The 14,524-nt window shown below is 61.0% G+C and carries 13 protein-coding genes; 7 read left to right on the top strand and 6 right to left on the bottom strand.

Annotation, left to right across the window (positions count from 1 at the left end; all coding sequences use genetic code 11):
- Positions 1-8: 8 nt before the first annotated feature.
- The gene (locus tag ACRQ1B_RS12880; RefSeq protein ID WP_432294073.1) at positions 9-1,052 is read right to left on the bottom strand and encodes a tartrate dehydrogenase; all 1,044 of its coding nucleotides are present in this window, start codon (positions 1,050-1,052) and stop codon (positions 9-11) included.
- A 162-nt stretch (positions 1,053-1,214) separates the two neighbouring features.
- Between ACRQ1B_RS12880 and ACRQ1B_RS12875 the strand changes: the two genes are divergently transcribed.
- The 5 genes from ACRQ1B_RS12875 (at position 1,215) to ACRQ1B_RS12855 (ending at position 7,071) form a co-directional block, all read left to right on the top strand.
- Positions 1,215-2,669 carry an NAD-dependent succinate-semialdehyde dehydrogenase gene (locus ACRQ1B_RS12875; RefSeq protein ID WP_432294072.1) on the top strand — a complete coding sequence of 485 codons (1,455 nt, stop codon included), beginning with the start codon at positions 1,215-1,217 and terminating at the stop codon, positions 2,667-2,669.
- A 9-nt stretch (positions 2,670-2,678) separates the two neighbouring features.
- Positions 2,679-3,836 carry an acetylornithine deacetylase gene (argE, locus tag ACRQ1B_RS12870; RefSeq protein ID WP_432294071.1) on the top strand — a complete coding sequence of 386 codons (1,158 nt, stop codon included), beginning with the start codon at positions 2,679-2,681 and terminating at the stop codon, positions 3,834-3,836.
- Between the two features lie 21 nt (positions 3,837-3,857).
- The gene (locus ACRQ1B_RS12865) at positions 3,858-5,078 is read left to right on the top strand and encodes a M20/M25/M40 family metallo-hydrolase (RefSeq protein WP_432294070.1); all 1,221 of its coding nucleotides are present in this window, start codon (positions 3,858-3,860) and stop codon (positions 5,076-5,078) included.
- Between the two features lie 65 nt (positions 5,079-5,143).
- Complete coding sequence (locus ACRQ1B_RS12860) at positions 5,144-6,070, top strand: 2-hydroxyacid dehydrogenase (protein ID WP_432294069.1); 927 nt, start codon at positions 5,144-5,146, stop codon at positions 6,068-6,070.
- 149 nt (positions 6,071-6,219) lie between these two features.
- Positions 6,220-7,071, top strand: coding sequence for a GNAT family N-acetyltransferase (locus tag ACRQ1B_RS12855; protein ID WP_432294068.1), 852 nt, complete (start codon positions 6,220-6,222; stop codon positions 7,069-7,071).
- A 94-nt stretch (positions 7,072-7,165) separates the two neighbouring features.
- On the opposite strand, the gene ACRQ1B_RS12850 is transcribed toward ACRQ1B_RS12855, so the two are convergent.
- The 3 genes from ACRQ1B_RS12850 to ACRQ1B_RS12840 are packed head-to-tail and all read right to left on the bottom strand — an operon-like array spanning position 7,166 to position 9,491.
- Positions 7,166-7,519 (bottom strand): cupin domain-containing protein, encoded by a 354-nt coding sequence (locus ACRQ1B_RS12850; protein WP_432294067.1) that lies wholly within the window; start codon positions 7,517-7,519, stop codon positions 7,166-7,168.
- A gap of 19 nt (positions 7,520-7,538) precedes the next feature.
- Positions 7,539-8,816: an NAD(P)/FAD-dependent oxidoreductase gene (locus ACRQ1B_RS12845; protein WP_432294066.1), complete on the bottom strand. Its 1,278-nt coding sequence runs from the start codon at positions 8,814-8,816 to the stop codon at positions 7,539-7,541.
- Between the two features lie 9 nt (positions 8,817-8,825).
- The gene (locus ACRQ1B_RS12840; protein ID WP_432294065.1) at positions 8,826-9,491 is read right to left on the bottom strand and encodes a haloacid dehalogenase type II; all 666 of its coding nucleotides are present in this window, start codon (positions 9,489-9,491) and stop codon (positions 8,826-8,828) included.
- 361 nt (positions 9,492-9,852) lie between these two features.
- Between ACRQ1B_RS12840 and ACRQ1B_RS12835 the strand changes: the two genes are divergently transcribed.
- Together ACRQ1B_RS12835 and ACRQ1B_RS12830 are read left to right on the top strand one after the other, a co-directional pair.
- Complete coding sequence (locus ACRQ1B_RS12835; protein WP_432294064.1) at positions 9,853-11,229, top strand: aspartate aminotransferase family protein; 1,377 nt, start codon at positions 9,853-9,855, stop codon at positions 11,227-11,229.
- A 76-nt stretch (positions 11,230-11,305) separates the two neighbouring features.
- Positions 11,306-12,634, top strand: a complete 1,329-nt coding sequence (locus ACRQ1B_RS12830; protein ID WP_432294063.1) for an NAD(P)/FAD-dependent oxidoreductase — start codon at positions 11,306-11,308, stop codon at positions 12,632-12,634.
- Positions 12,635-12,673: 39 nt separating this feature from the next.
- On the opposite strand, the gene ACRQ1B_RS12825 is transcribed toward ACRQ1B_RS12830, so the two are convergent.
- Positions 12,674-13,702: an SAM-dependent methyltransferase gene (locus ACRQ1B_RS12825; RefSeq protein WP_432294062.1), complete on the bottom strand. Its 1,029-nt coding sequence runs from the start codon at positions 13,700-13,702 to the stop codon at positions 12,674-12,676.
- A gap of 12 nt (positions 13,703-13,714) precedes the next feature.
- Positions 13,715-14,506 carry a DUF1295 domain-containing protein gene (locus tag ACRQ1B_RS12820; RefSeq protein ID WP_432294061.1) on the bottom strand — a complete coding sequence of 264 codons (792 nt, stop codon included), beginning with the start codon at positions 14,504-14,506 and terminating at the stop codon, positions 13,715-13,717.
- Positions 14,507-14,524 lie beyond the last annotated feature (18 nt).

The raw sequence follows: 14,524 nt of genomic DNA, 5'->3' as shown, positions 1-14,524 counted from the left end.
AATGCCGGTCAGACGATGCGCTCGCTGACTGCTTTGGTGATCTCGTCGGTCGAATTCTGCCCTGGCCTGGTGCCGATGCCCGCAGCCGTCGCCGCTTCGATGGCCGCCATGATGCGCCTGGCGGATTGATCCGCGCCCAGATGTTCCAGCATCATCGCCGCCGACCAGATCGTTGCGATCGGGTTGGCGATGCCGAGATGGGCGATATCCGGTGCCGAGCCATGCACCGGCTCGAACATCGAAGGCGCGCTGCGATCCGGGTTGATATTGGCCGAGGCCGCAAAACCGAGCCCGCCCTGAATGGCGGCGCCGAGATCGGTCAGGATATCGCCGAACAGGTTGGAGGCGACGACCACATCCAGCGTTTCCGGCGCCATCACGAACCGCGCGGCAATCGCATCGACATGGTAACGCGACACTTCGACATCGGGATATTCCGCCGAAAGCTGGTCCGTCACCTCATCCCAGAACACCATCGAATATTTTTGCGCATTCGACTTGGTGACAGAGGCGAGCTTGCCGCGACGCTTGCGGGCCTGTTCGAAACCGAAACGCAGAATGCGCTCGACGCCCTTGCGGGTAAAGATCGAGGTTTCCACCGCCACCTCGTCGGCCGTACCCTGATGCACGCGGCCGCCGGCACCGGAATACTCACCCTCGGTGTTTTCGCGAATGCAGAGGATGTCGAATTTTTCGGCGCGAAGCGGGCCAACAACGCCGGGCAGAAGCCGGTGCGGCCGGATATTGGCATATTGGGTAAAGTTCTTCCGGATGGGCAGGAGAAGTCCATGCAGCGAAACCGAATCCGGCACTTTTGCCGGCCAGCCGACCGCGCCGAGCAGGATGGCGTCGAATGTCCGCAGGGTCTCGATCCCGTCTTCCGGCATCATGCGGCCGGTTTTCAAAAACGTGTCGCAGGACCAGTCGAACCACGTGCCGTCCAGTTCCACACCATCGAGCGCGCAGGCTTTCGTGACAACCTGCCATGCGGCTTGTGTCACAGCGGTTCCGATACCGTCGCCGGGGATCAATGCAATCTTGTGAGCGCCCATCCATGTCTCCTCATAGGTTTTGCGCAAGGGTCGCAGACGCGACCGTGATTTGCTGCCGGTCTTTTTGGCAAGCGCAGCATATTCTGCCCGGCATCGGAAAAGAACCGCAGGATCGTCCGCGCCCGACGTTGCACATATGGATGAAGACGAAAGGATGTTTTCATGCTTGGGCTTTCCGATACCTCCCTTTTCAAAACCGGCTGCCTGATCGGCGGAGAGTGGCGTGATGCGTCTGACGGCGCCCGCATGGCGGTGATCAACCCCGCCACTGGTGAGGTGATCGCTGAGGTGCCGGACAACACGGCGGAAGACACGGCGGCGGCCATTGCCGCTGCGGAAAAGGCGCTGCCGGAATGGCGCGCCCGCCCCGCCGCCGAGCGTGCAAAACTGCTGGAGCGCTGGTCGGCACTGCTGGCCGAACATACAGAGGATCTCGCCCGCATCCTGACGCTGGAACAGGGCAAGCCGCTTTCCGAAGCGCGTGGTGAAATCGCTTATGGCAACGCCTTCATCAAATGGTTCGCCGAGGAAGCGCGACGCATCGGCGGCAGCACGATCCCGTCACCGACGACCGGCCGGCGGATCATGGTGATGAAGGAGGCGGTCGGCGTCTGCGCCATCATCACGCCATGGAATTTTCCCAACGCCATGATCACCCGCAAGGTGGCGCCGGCTCTGGCCGCCGGCTGCACGGTGGTGATCAAGCCCTCCGATTTCACCCCGTTTTCGGCGCTCGCCCTTGCCCTTCTGGCTGAGCGCGCCGGCATTCCGGCCGGTGTGATCAACGTTCTGACCGGCAAGCCGGAAGCGATCGGCGGTGTGCTGACATCAAGCCCGGTGGTGCGAAAACTCTCCTTCACCGGGTCCACCCGTGTGGGCTCGCTGCTGATGCAGCAATGCGCCGGCACGGTCAAACGTCTGTCGCTGGAACTCGGCGGCAATGCGCCTTTCATCGTCTTCGATGATGCCGATCTCGATCTGGCCGTCGAAGGCGCGCTGCAATCGAAATTCCGCAATGGTGGCCAGACCTGCGTCTGCGCCAACCGCATTCTCGTGCAGTCCGGCGTTTACGACGCCTTTTCGGCAAAGCTTGTGGCTAGGGTATCCGCCATGAAGGTGGGTGACGGTCTTGCCGAGGGCATGGATATCGGCCCGATGATCAACGCCGCAGCGGTGGAAAAGATCAACCGTCATGTCGCCGATGCGCTGGCCAAGGGTGCCAAGGTCATCTCGTCTGCTGCGTCGGGGCCGGAGGGTGCGCAGTACGTTACCCCCGTGGTGCTGAGTGGCGCCAATGCGCAGATGATGCTGGCACATGAGGAAACATTTGGGCCGGTCGCACCGCTCTTCCGTTTCGAGACGGAAGAGGAAGCGATCGGGATCGCCAACGATACGCCTTATGGTCTCGCCTCCTATTTCTACACCCGCGACCTGGCGCGGGCTTTCCGGGTCGGCGAAGCACTGGAAACCGGTATGGTCGGCCTCAACACCGGCATGATCTCGACGGAGGTGGCACCCTTCGGCGGCGTCAAGCAGTCGGGCCTTGGCCGTGAAGGCTCGACGCTCGGCATCGACGAATATCTCGAAACCAAAACCTTCCATATCGGCGGGCTGTGAGAGGCAGGAATGGGCGCGTCTGTTCAGCAAATTCTTGCCGATCTGGTGGCGATCCCATCGCTGCCCGGCACGCCGAATGCGGTGATCACGGATTGCCTGCGCTCCCACCTTCGGCACAACGGGATCGAAGTCACGGTGCTGCCCGGACCGGAAGGCGACCGCGCCAACCTGTTCGTGACGATCGGGCCGCGCGACAGGCCGGGTTACATTCTCTCCGGTCACAGCGATGTCGTGTCGGTAGACAATCAGGTCTGGGCGTCCAATCCGTTTCAGCTTTCCGTCGATGGCGAAAAACTGACCGGACGCGGCACGACGGACATGAAAGGGTTTCTGGCCTGCATGCTGGCCATGGTGCCGGAATTTGCCGCCATGCCGCTGCGCCGCCCGGTGCATCTGGCCTTTTCTTATGACGAGGAAATCGGCTGTCGCGGCGTCGGGCACATGATTGCCCGCCTTCCGGAGCTTTGCCCACCGCCCACCGGCGCTATTATCGGCGAGCCGAGCGGCATGCGGCCTGTCCTGTCACACAAGGGCAAGCAGGCGCTGGAACTGCGCTTTACCGGCAAGGCCGGCCACTCCTCCAATCCGGCGCTTGGTGAAAATGCCATTTATGCCGCCGCCGACATGCTGGTGCACATCCGCGCCATGGCCGAGAGCATGGAGCGTGACGGCCCCTTCGACGCACGTTTCACGCCGGCGCATTCCACCTGTCAGGCCGGCGTGGTGCGTGGGGGAGCTGCTGTCAACATCATTCCCGACAGTGCCGAAATTCAGTTCGAGGCGCGGGCAATTCCCGGTATCGATCCACGCTCCTTGAGTGTTTCAATCATCGACCGCATCGAGGCGCTGAATGCACAGGCAAAGGCTGCGGGAAAAAATCTCTCTGCCACATGGCGGGAAACCTCCAGCTATCCGGCGCTGCCGCCCTGTGACGATCGCACATTTGCCGATCTGATGGAACGGCTGAGCGGCAGGCCATCCGTGCAGGCTGTCAGCTATGGCACCGAGGCTGGCCTCTTCCATCAGGCTGGCATTCCCTCGATCATCTGCGGACCGGGCGATATCACCCGTGCGCATGGACCGGACGAATACATTCTTCTCTCGGAACTGAATGATTGCATGGCGATGCTGCGCGGACTTGGTGCAGAATTGTGCCGCGACGCCTGAACCCAAAAGGAAAGCCATTTCATGACCAATGCTATTACCCAAAAACTTCTCGACCATACCGCATTCAAGCAGGCGCTGGGCCATATCGATGCCGGTTATGACCGCTTTGTCGAGGAACTGATCACGCTTACCGAAATCCCGGCGCCCCCCTTCAAGGAAGAGCGCAAGGCGGCCGCCTATCTGGGCATGATGAAGGACGCCGGTCTTGAGGAAGTCGCACTCGACGAGATCGGCAATGTCTGCGGCCTGATCCGTGGCACCGGCAATGACGGCTACCTCGTCGTCGCCGCCCATCTCGATACTGTTTTTCCGGAAGGCACCGACGTAACCGTGCGCCGCGAAGGCACGAAACTGTTTGCCCCCGGCATCGGTGACGATACGCGCGGCCTTTCCGCCAATCTGACACTGATGCGCGCGATCAAGCAGTCCGGCATCCGCCCGAAAAAGACGATCCTGTTCGTCGGCGACGTGGGCGAAGAGGGCAAGGGTGATCTGCGCGGCATTCGCCACCTGTTTGCCGAGGGCAAATATCGCGACCGGATTGATGCATTCATTTCGGTCGATGGCCCGGAAACGGCGCGCATCGTCAATCAGGCGGTCGGCTCCTATCGTTACCGCGTCACCTTCGATGGCCCGGGCGGCCACAGCTACGGCGCTTTCGGCACGGTCAACCCGGCCTACGCCATGGCGGAAGTCCTCACGGGCCTTTCGAAACTGCATCTGCCGAAGGAGCCCAAAACCACGGCAACGCCATCGGTCTTCGGTGGTGGCACGTCCATCAACGCGACGCCGGAAACCGTGTGGTTCGAGCTTGATCTTCGATCCGTTTCGCAGGTTGAGCTGGACCGGATCGACGGCGAATTCCATGCCATGCTGGAAAGCGCGGTCGCGACTGAAAACGCACGTGCCGACACGACGGCCGGCAAGGTCACCGTGGACGCCAAACGCATCGGCCATCGCCCCGCAGGTGCGGTTGCCGCAGACGCGCCGATCATCACCGCCAGTATCGATGCGGTCAAAGCCTTCGGTTTCGAACCGCGCCTGATGGCGTCCTCCACCGATGCCAACATTCCGATCAGCCTTGGTGTGCCGGCGGTCTGCATAGGCTCCGGTGCCGGCGCGCATACCGGTGGTCGCGTGCATTCGGTGGATGAATGGATCGACGTGGAACGCGAAGGTCAGCTGAAATCGCTGCACGCGCTGCTCGCTGTCGTTCTCAGCATCACCGATCTCGAAGACTGATTATCTTTCTGAGGCCCCGCCGCCGTCAAAGGCAGGTGGGGCTTTACGTCCTTTCTGGAGACACCATGACCTTTCAGATCCTCTCCTATCCGGGCCGTGTCGAAACGTTCCGCAATATTTTTGGCCGCGACATGCCGGAGGTCGCATTCGCCGGTTCGGTGGAGGAGGCCAACTCCGCCGATGTCCGTTATCTGATGGCCTGGACCTTTCCGGACAATCTTGCGGAGCGTTATCCCAATCTCGAACTGATCTTTTCGACCGGTGCCGGTATCGACCAGATGACCGGCGTGGAAATCCCGCCCGGCGCCAAACTGGTGCGCATGATCGAGGAAGGCGTGACCACGCTGGTGCGTGATTATGTGGTGATGGGCGTGCTCGGCCTGCACCGCGATCTGCCGGCTTTTCTGGCGCAGCAGCGGCAAGAGGTCTGGAAAACCCGTGATTTCGTCTGGCCGGATCAGCGGCAGGTCGGAATCCTGGGGCTTGGCGAACTCGGCATGGCCACGGTCAATGCGCTCAAGCCCTTCGGCTTCAAGATCGCCGGCTGGAGCCGTACGACCAAAAACATCGAGGGTGTCGATTGTTACTACGGTGCGGATGGCCTTCGCGACATGCTGGCAAAAACCGATATCCTCGTTTGCCTTCTGCCGCTGACGGCGGAGACCCGACATATCCTCAACGCCGACCTGTTTGCGCAACTGCCCAAAGGAGCAGGTCTGGTCCACGCCGGTCGTGGCGGCCATCTCGATCAGGATGCGTTACTCGATGCACTCGACAGTGGTCACCTTGCCGGTGCCTTTGTCGATGTTACCGATCCCGAGCCGCTGCCGGCCGGTCACCGCCTGTGGTCGCATCCGCATGTGGTGCTGACCCCGCATATCGCCGGACACAGCCGCCCGGAAAGTGCTGCCGAAGCCACGATCGCCAATATCCGGCGACACCGGAACGGCGAATTGCCGAAAGGGTTGGTCGATCCGAAACACGGTTATTGATCGGGGCGGTCAGGCGTCGTTTCCGCAGTCTGGCAGCAACGCCTGCTCCGTCTTTGAAACTTGGCACAATATGCGGCTGCAACGGCCATCACCGGTGACCTGCACTTGCCAGGGCATGCGAGGCTCCAGCTTCTCGCAGTGGAGGCATCATGCAGACCCTCAAACCTTCTGACATTACCATTGTCGATCTCGGCGTCGATGACGTCGCCGAGGCTCACCGCCTTTCACAGCAGGAGGCATGGCCCCATCGTCTGGAAGACTGGCAGTTCCTGCTGGCGATCAGCCAGGGTGTCGGCGCTCTCTGTGACGGAAAGCTGGTGGGGACGGCGGTGCTGACGCCTTATGGCGTCACGGCTGCCACCTGCAACATGATCATCGTTGATCCAGCCATGCGCGGCCTGGGTCTGGGGCGCCGGCTGGTCGAGAGGCTGCTGGAACGGGCGGGCGATCGTGAATGCAGGTTGATCGCCACGCAGGCGGGCCTGCCACTTTACGAAAAGCTCGGTTTTGTCGCGAATGGCGACATCCGCCAGTATCAGGGCGTGGTGAAACCTGCCGCGATGTCCGCCGATATCACCGATGCGACTCTGGCCGACCTTCCAGAACTGATAGCGCTGGATACAGCGGCGCAGGGACTGGATCGCGGTGCCTTGATGCGACAGCTGATCAAGGAAGAACCCTTTCTGCTGCTGCGGGATCAGGATGGCCTGCGTGGATTTTCCTCCTGTCGTCCCTTTGGCCGTGGCTTCATTCTCGGCCCGCTGGTTGCGCGGGATGACGAGGCATTCAAAGCCCTGCTCGGCGCCTCCATTGCGCGGCATGAAGGCCAGTTTCTGCGCGTCGATCTGACCGATGCCGCATCGAGTGCTGCGAGCCTCGTCGAGGCTGCAGGCCTTTCGCAGGTCGGCGGTGGCGTGGCCATGACACGCCCCGGCAGCGAGACAATCAAGCCATCCGGCAATGCACGTGTCTATGCGCTGGCCAGTCAGGCCTTGTGCTGAGCGGCTTCATTCACATTCAACATTGAACAAAAAGACCCGGAAACAGAGGTGTTTCCGGGCCAAGTCGTTGGGGATCTTGAAATGCGTGTTGGGCTCAGCCGACGATAACGTAGATCTTGCGCACGGTTTCGATCGTCTTCCAGATGCCGACATAACCCGGCTTCATCATGAAACTGTCGCCCTTGCGAAAGATGCGCGGCTCCTGGCCCTGCTCGGTCAGTTCGACAACGCCTTCCAGCAGGTGGCAGAATTCGAACTTTTCACCCTTGATGGAATGGTTGGAGCCGGGCGTGGCTTCCCAGATGCCGGTGATGACTTCGCCATTGCGTGCGTCGTCGAATGCCCACGTGCTGTAGGTCGGATCACCCTCTACCAGCTTTTCCGGATCGCATTTTTTGACGGTCGGCGTGCCGAGCTTGGACTGGTCGAATTTGATGAGAAGGCTCATGTATCACTCCTGAGATGAATTACTGGAAGCGGTCGAGCGCCTTGTAATAGGCGCCGACAAGGGGAAGGAACCAGGGCTTGCCGAAATGACCGGGAACGGCATTCCAGGCGAGGCCATCCCACGGGTTGCGGTTGATGCGGCCGGTCATCAGGTCGGCCATGATCTCGCCCATATGGGTGGCGAGCTGGGCACCGTGGCCGGAATAGCCCATGGCGTAATAGAGGCCGTCCGCCTCGCCGGCGCGCGGGTAACGGTCCTTGGTCATGTCGACCAGACCGCCCCAGCAATAATCGATGTCGATCTCGGCCAGATGCGGGAAGATCTTTGCCATGCTGTCGCGCAGAATGGCGCCGGCCTTGGCATCCGAACGCTGGTCGGACGTTGCCGAAAAACGCGCCCGTCCGCCCCAGATCAGCCGGTTGTCCGGGGCCAGCCGGAAGTAGTTGCCGACATTCATGGTGTTGACGTAAGTGCGCTGGCCCGGAACAGTGGCGGCGACTTCCGCGTCCGTCAGTGGACGGGTGGCGATGAGAAAGCTGCCGACCGGAATGATGCGACGACGGAAGAACGGGAAGGCGGCGGTCGTATAGGCACCGGTTGCCAGGAGAGCCTTGCCGGCCAGAACATCGCCGCGTGGCGTCTTCAGCCGCCATTTGTTACCTTCGCGTTCACGCGCCGTCACCGGTGCGCGCTCGTGGATGACAGCGCCATGGCGGGCGGCCGCAGTGCCGAGGCCGCTGACGAAACGGCCCATATGCATCATCGCGCTTTTCGTCTGCAGCATACCGCCATGAAAGGCGTCGGAGCGGACCTCGTTGATCAGATCGGCGCGGCTCAGCATCGCCGTATCGGGATCGGCATCCTTGTTCAGCGCCTCGAAATTGCGCGCAAGGCCTTCATAATGCGCCGGTTTGGAGGCAAGTTTCAGCTTGCCGGAGCGGCGGAAATTGCAGTCGATGTTTTCGTCCGCAATGATCCGCTCGATCGTGGCGATGCCATCATCGAAAGCCTTGTAGATGGCGCGCGCCTTGTCCGGCCCAAACGTTTCGCGGGCATGGCCGTAGCTGTGGGCGATGCCGTTGTTGAGATGACCGCCATTGCGGCCGGAAGCGCCGAAGCCGACGGTTTCGGCTTCGAGCACCACGACGGAATGTCCCTCCATGGCCAGCCTGCGGGCAGCACCCAGCCCGGTAAAACCCGCGCCGATAATGGCGTAATCGAACGCGCCGCTGACCGCGTCTTTCGAGGCCGCGTTAAAGGCCGGAGCCGTGTCGTGCCAATAGGAGAGGTACTTCATCTCACATACTCAAAGGCCGAAGACGCCGGGCAGGCCGCCGATATCCTTGATCTCGGTATATTCGTAGAACGGATTGGCCGGTTCGTGTTTGCGGTTCACCCAGACCTTCGACTTGATACCGAGATCATGCGCCGTCATCAGGTCGTAGCGGAAGGACGAGGAAACATGGGTAATGTCTTCCGGGCCGCAGCCGAGAACCTCAAGCATGTATTCAAAACCGTTCATCTGCGGCTTGTAGCTGCCGGTTTCTTCCGCCGTGATCACCTTAAAGAAGGGCGCACCGAGCTTTTCGACATTCGACATGATCTGGCTCTTCATCGCGTTGGACAGGATGACGAGCGGGATTTCCTTGGCGACGGCAGCAAGGCCGGCCGGCACGTCGGCATGCGGACCCCAGGTCGGCACTTCTTCGTAAACGCGCTTTGCGTCTTCGGCCTTGAAGGTCACGCCATGCTTCTTGCAGGTGCGCTCGATCGCATTGTGAACCACTTCGGCATAAGGCTTCCAGGCGCCCAGAATTTCGTCGAGGCGGTAGGCGGCAAAACTCTTGATGAAAGCGAGCATTTCCGGTTCGGCCAGATCGTTACCGTAAATCCGGCGTGCGGCACCTGCCATGTCAAAATTGGTCAGCGTGCCGTAGCAATCGAATGTAACGAACTTCGGTCGGAAGGTCATGGTCGGAGTTCCTGTGTTTGCGATCCTGCCGGGCGTCTTGCCCCGTGACACAAATCCTATGGGCCTCCGACAGGACACGCCGGCCGCATTGCAGGTCGATGAAAGCACAAAACACCGTATGTCGCGGTCACGGCGATACGATCTTGCGGCTGACAGGCAAACATCCCGCTGAGTCCGGGCATATCCACATCGTTGTTGCGGCATATCCTGTGGCCCGGTTGGCGACGAACAGCGCAATCTTTTGCGACAGCCGGTCAATCAGCCGGACAGTGTGCCGTCCGGGCCGGATAATCGCGGCATATCAAACGCCGTCATTGCTCGTCTGAACCATAAAGGCCGGGCACAACAACCGGAAATGATCATGCTGTCCAATTCTCTTGTCGAACTCGATCGCCGTCACCTTATCCATCCGGTCGCCAGTTGGCGCGGTCATGAAGCCGCTGGCGTGCGGGTGCTGACCTCGGGCCAGGGCGCAACGGTGCGTGATGCGTCCGGCAAGGAACTGATCGACGGTTTCGCCGGCCTCTGGTGCGTCAATGCCGGCTACGGTCAGGAAAGCGTTGTCGAGGCCGCCATGAAGCAGATGCGCGAGCTGCCTTATGCCACCGGTTATTTCGGCCTCGGCTCGGAACCGGCCATCCGGCTTGCCGCGCGTCTCGCCGATCATGCGCCGGGCGATCTGAACCACGTCTATTTCACGCTCGGCGGTTCGGATGCGGTCGACAGCACCGTGCGTTTCGTGCGTTATTACTGGCATGCGCGCGGCCTGCCGCAGAAGGACCAGTTCATCACGCTGGAATATGGCTATCACGGCTCTTCCACCGTCGGCGCGGGTCTTACCGCCATTCCGGCCTTTCATGCCGGTTTCGGCGTGCCTTATGACTGGCAGCACAAGATTCCGTCTCCCTATCCCTATCGCAATCCGGTCGGCGATGACGCGGCGGCCATCGTCGAACAATCGAAAGCGCAGCTTCTGGCCAAGGTGGAAGAACTCGGCGGACCAGAACGCGTCGCGGCATTTTATGCCGAACCGATCCAGGGATCCGGCGGGGTTATCGTGCCGCCAAAAGGCTGGATGAAGGCGATGCGCGATCTCTGCGCCGAACTGGACATCCTCTTCGTCGTCGACGAGGTCATCACCGCCTTCGGCCGTACCGGCCCGCTGTTTGCCTCCACAGAAGACGGCATCGTGCCGGACATGATCACCACGGCCAAGGGCCTGACCTCCGCCTATGTGCCGATGGGCGCCGTCTTCATGTCGGAGAAGGTCTATCAGACGATTGCCGACAGTGCCGGCAAGGCCGCCGTCGGCCACGGTTATACCTATTCCGCACATCCGGTTTCGGCGGCCGTCGGCCTTGCCGTACTCGACCTTTATGAAGGCGGACTGCTGGAAAACGGGAAGCGTATGGGCGAACGCCTGCAGGCAGGTCTTCACGGGTTGAAGGATCATCCGCTGGTCGGTGATGTCAGAGGCCGCGGCATGCTGGCCGCCATCGAGTTGACGACCGACAAGGCGAAAAAGACGCCGCTGCCGGCCGCATCGCTTCCCTCGACGCGCATTTTCGATCGCGCCTGGGATGCCGGTCTCGTCATCCGTGCCTTTGCCTGGGGCGTGATCGGTTACGCACCGCCGCTGTGCTGCACCGAAGAAGAAATCGACCAGATCATCGCGCGCACCCGCCACGTGCTTGACCTGACCCTCGAAGACCCGGATGTCCGCGCTGAACTGCGCTGATCCTTGACGATCTTCCTTTAAGGCGATCCGACGTGATCGCGTAAGATTAATCGCCCCCGTTCGACTGGAGAATTTCATGCCCGCGCCGCTGATGACCATTGCCACCGGAACCGATCTGCCGGCGCGCGCCGATGTGGTGGTGATCGGAGGCGGCATTGTCGGCACCTCCATCGCCTATTATCTGGCGCGCTCCGGCGTCAGCGTCGTCCTTCTGGAAAAGGGAAAAATCGGTGCGGAACAATCCAGTCGAAACTGGGGTTGGTGCCGCCAGCAGAACCGCGACGCCCGCGAACTGCCGATGGCCACCAAAAGCCTGGAACTCTGGGACAATCTGGCGTGCGAAATCGGTGAGGATGCCGGTTTTCGTCGCTGCGGCCTGACCTATCTCTCCAACGACGAAAGCGAGATCGCAGGCTGGGCCAAGTGGCGCGATTTTGCAATAACCCAGGGTGTGCGGACCTTCATGCTGTCGCCTGAGGAAGCTGCCGAGCGAGGCCGTGCGACAGGAAAAGCTTGGAAGGGTGGCGTGTTTTCACAGGATGACGGCATCGCCGATCCGTCTCGCGCCGCTCCGGTGCTGGCGCTCGGTGTTATCAAATACGGTGGCGTCGTTCTGCAGGAATGCGCCGCGCGTGGCGTGGAGCTGTCGGCCGGCCGCGTCAGCGGCGTGGTGACGGAAAAGGGCACCATCGCCACCTCACAGGTGGTGGTCGCCGGTGGTGCATGGGCGTCTTCCTTCTGCCATCAGCTGGGCGTCGGCATGCCACAGGCATCGACCCGCTCGACGATCCTTTCCGTTGGTCCTGGCGGTGCCAAGGACCTTCCGCCTGCGCTGCACACCAAAGATGTGTCGGTGACGGCGCGTGGTGACGGAGGCTGGACCCTTGCCGTGTCCGGTCGCGCCCAGCTCGACCCGACGCCGCAGAACATACGGTATGCCAAGGCATTCCTTCCGATGTTCACCCGTCGCTGGGGCAATCTTTCGGCCGGCAGCCTGCAGGGTTGGGGCTGGGGGCACGAGACCCGCCGCATCTGGAAACTCGATCGCCCGACACCGATGGAGCGTGCCCGCATTCTCGATCCCAAGCCGAACCGGGCAATTGCCGAGGACACGCTGGCCCGCGCCCGAAAACTGCTCCCGGGTCTTGGTCATAATCCGGTACAGGCCACCTGGGCGGGCTATATCGACAGCACGCCGGATGGTGTGCCGGTGATAGGACCGGTGGAGCATGTTCCAGGCTTCATGATTGCGGCCGGTTTTTCGGGTCACGGTTTTGGGATCGGGCCAGGTGCAGGCCTGCTCGTGGCGCAGATGTTGACCGGGCAGCCAACCTTCGTGGATCCGGCGCATTACCGGCTGGAGCGGTTCTCGCAATCGTCTTGGGGTAAGGTGTCGGAGTTCTGATCACCATTCCTTGGATATATAACCTGAGCCATGAGGCGGCTAATCCGAGGGTGTGAGCAGGTAATGGCCAACGCCCCAGACCTCGCCATCATCATGGCCGAACAGGCCCGCAGTTGCCAGAAAGAACAGCCGCCAGCGACGCTGCCAGAGCCCTGCATCCTTTCCATAGACCCTTGCGAAAATCGGCTTGATACGGTCGATTTCCCGGTCGAAATTGGCAAGCCAGTCCATCGCTGTCCGGCGATAATGCATGCCGGACCAGCGCCATTCCTGTTCCACCTGAAACAGATCGCCGAACCGGTGCGGCAGATCATGCGCAGGCATGATGCCGCCGGTGAAGAAATGGTGGGCAATCCAGTCGGCCGGGTCGTCGTGGTCGAAACGATAGGACCGGGTCTTGTGGGTGAAGACATGCAGAAAAAGCTTTCCGTCCGGCTTCACCCAACCGCGCACGCGCGCCAGCAGATCACGCCAGTTCGACATGTGTTCGAACATTTCGATCGAGACGACGCGATCGTAGTGTTCCGCGCTGTCGAAATCATTCATGTCCGAGGTGATGACGGTGAGATTGGTGAGGCCGCGTTGTGTCGCAAGCCTGAGGATATATTCGCGTTGCGACGCCGAATTCGACACCGAGGTGATGCGAGAGTTTGGAAAATGCTGTGCCAGATAAAGCGACAGCGAACCCCAGCCGCAGCCGAGCTCAAGAATGCTCATGCCATCCTCGATCGTCGCATGGGCCACCGTTTCGGCAAGTGCAGCGGTCTCTGCATCAGCGAGAGTGGTGTCCGCTGCCGGATAAAGGCAGCAGGAATATTTGCGCTGTGGCCCCAAAACCAGAGAAAAGAAATCGGCCGGCACTTCGTAATGCTGACGATTGGCTTCGTCCGTATGGGTGGCGATCGGGAAATCACCCATCGTTTCGGCAAATACACGCTCGGTTTCCGCCGAGGTCGTGGCGAGCCGTCGTTTGGTGCGGCCGCAGAGAAAATCGATACCCGCAAGGGTGACGCTATCGGAGAGCGGCGCGCGCTCGGCGGCGTTGATGGCGAAGGCCAGCATGTTCAAGGGCGTTTCTCCTCAAGTGTTGGGTTCAGGTTTACGGGGGCCGGGAAAAAAGGCATTCACCCGCCTTTGCAGGCTGCGGAATTTTTCACCACGAGAGCGCAGCATATGCTCTTCCAGCGGCGGGATGCCGGAGACGTGTACCAGCAGCCAATACATCTGCGCCGGGGCCAGAAGCGCAAGCCAGCTCCAGGCTGATCCGGAAACAGCAAAAAACAGCCAGCAGCACCAGAATAGCCATTCGAAAAAATAGTTCGGATGGCGGGAATAGCGCCAGAGCCCGATCTCGCAGACGTCTGTCTTGGCCTGAGGTGTCTTGCGAAAGCGTGAGAGTTGCAGATCGGACAGCGCTTCACCTGCAAGGGCAATAACAGCGATCAGGAGTGCGGTGAAATCGAGGCCGGCGGGGAAAGGCGCATTGTTCGTTGCGGCAAGATATACGGCGAGAACGAGGATGAAAGCGGCCAGAGCCTGTATCTGCAGGAATACAAGAAGCCTCAAAGCCGCACGATCCCCCCATTGCTCGACAAGTTTTGCGTAACGCGGGTCTTCGTCATCGCCGTGCGTGCGCGCACCGATATGGCTGCCGAGCCGCAATGACCACGCACCAATCAAAAACAGCAGAACCATTCGACGACTGAAATCACCATCGGCGAACAGGGCTGCGGCAATACCGCCGAGCCCGACCGCAAAAGACCAGATCGTATCGATCCAGCCGCTGCGTCCTGTCCAGCGCTGGATGGCCCATGCACCGGCCATGGCGACGGATAGAAAGATTGCGATGATGATCAGAAGAACAATATCCATTTATCCGCCTGCGCCCGC

Origin of the sequence: Endobacterium panacihumi (assembly GCF_050847465.1) — a bacterium.
Taxonomy (GTDB): Bacteria; Pseudomonadota; Alphaproteobacteria; order Rhizobiales; family Rhizobiaceae; genus Neorhizobium; species Neorhizobium panacihumi.
Note: the sequence above shows the minus strand (reverse complement) of the source record. Positions and strands in the feature narration are given on the sequence as shown.

Bases quoted from the DNA above. Each gene is read 5' to 3' on its own strand.
- ACRQ1B_RS12880 (WP_432294073.1), bottom strand. From the start codon at position 1,052: ATGGGCGCTCACAAGATTGCATTGATCCCCGGCGACGGTATCGGAACC.
- ACRQ1B_RS12875 (WP_432294072.1), top strand. From the start codon at position 1,215: ATGCTTGGGCTTTCCGATACCTCCCTTTTCAAAACCGGCTGCCTGATC.
- argE (WP_432294071.1), top strand. From the start codon at position 2,679: ATGGGCGCGTCTGTTCAGCAAATTCTTGCCGATCTGGTGGCGATCCCA.
- ACRQ1B_RS12865 (WP_432294070.1), top strand. From the start codon at position 3,858: ATGACCAATGCTATTACCCAAAAACTTCTCGACCATACCGCATTCAAG.
- ACRQ1B_RS12860 (WP_432294069.1), top strand. From the start codon at position 5,144: ATGACCTTTCAGATCCTCTCCTATCCGGGCCGTGTCGAAACGTTCCGC.
- ACRQ1B_RS12855 (WP_432294068.1), top strand. From the start codon at position 6,220: ATGCAGACCCTCAAACCTTCTGACATTACCATTGTCGATCTCGGCGTC.
- ACRQ1B_RS12850 (WP_432294067.1), bottom strand. From the start codon at position 7,519: ATGAGCCTTCTCATCAAATTCGACCAGTCCAAGCTCGGCACGCCGACC.
- ACRQ1B_RS12845 (WP_432294066.1), bottom strand. From the start codon at position 8,816: ATGAAGTACCTCTCCTATTGGCACGACACGGCTCCGGCCTTTAACGCG.
- ACRQ1B_RS12840 (WP_432294065.1), bottom strand. From the start codon at position 9,491: ATGACCTTCCGACCGAAGTTCGTTACATTCGATTGCTACGGCACGCTG.
- ACRQ1B_RS12835 (WP_432294064.1), top strand. From the start codon at position 9,853: ATGCTGTCCAATTCTCTTGTCGAACTCGATCGCCGTCACCTTATCCAT.
- ACRQ1B_RS12830 (WP_432294063.1), top strand. From the start codon at position 11,306: ATGCCCGCGCCGCTGATGACCATTGCCACCGGAACCGATCTGCCGGCG.
- ACRQ1B_RS12820 (WP_432294061.1), bottom strand. From the start codon at position 14,506: ATGGATATTGTTCTTCTGATCATCATCGCAATCTTTCTATCCGTCGCC.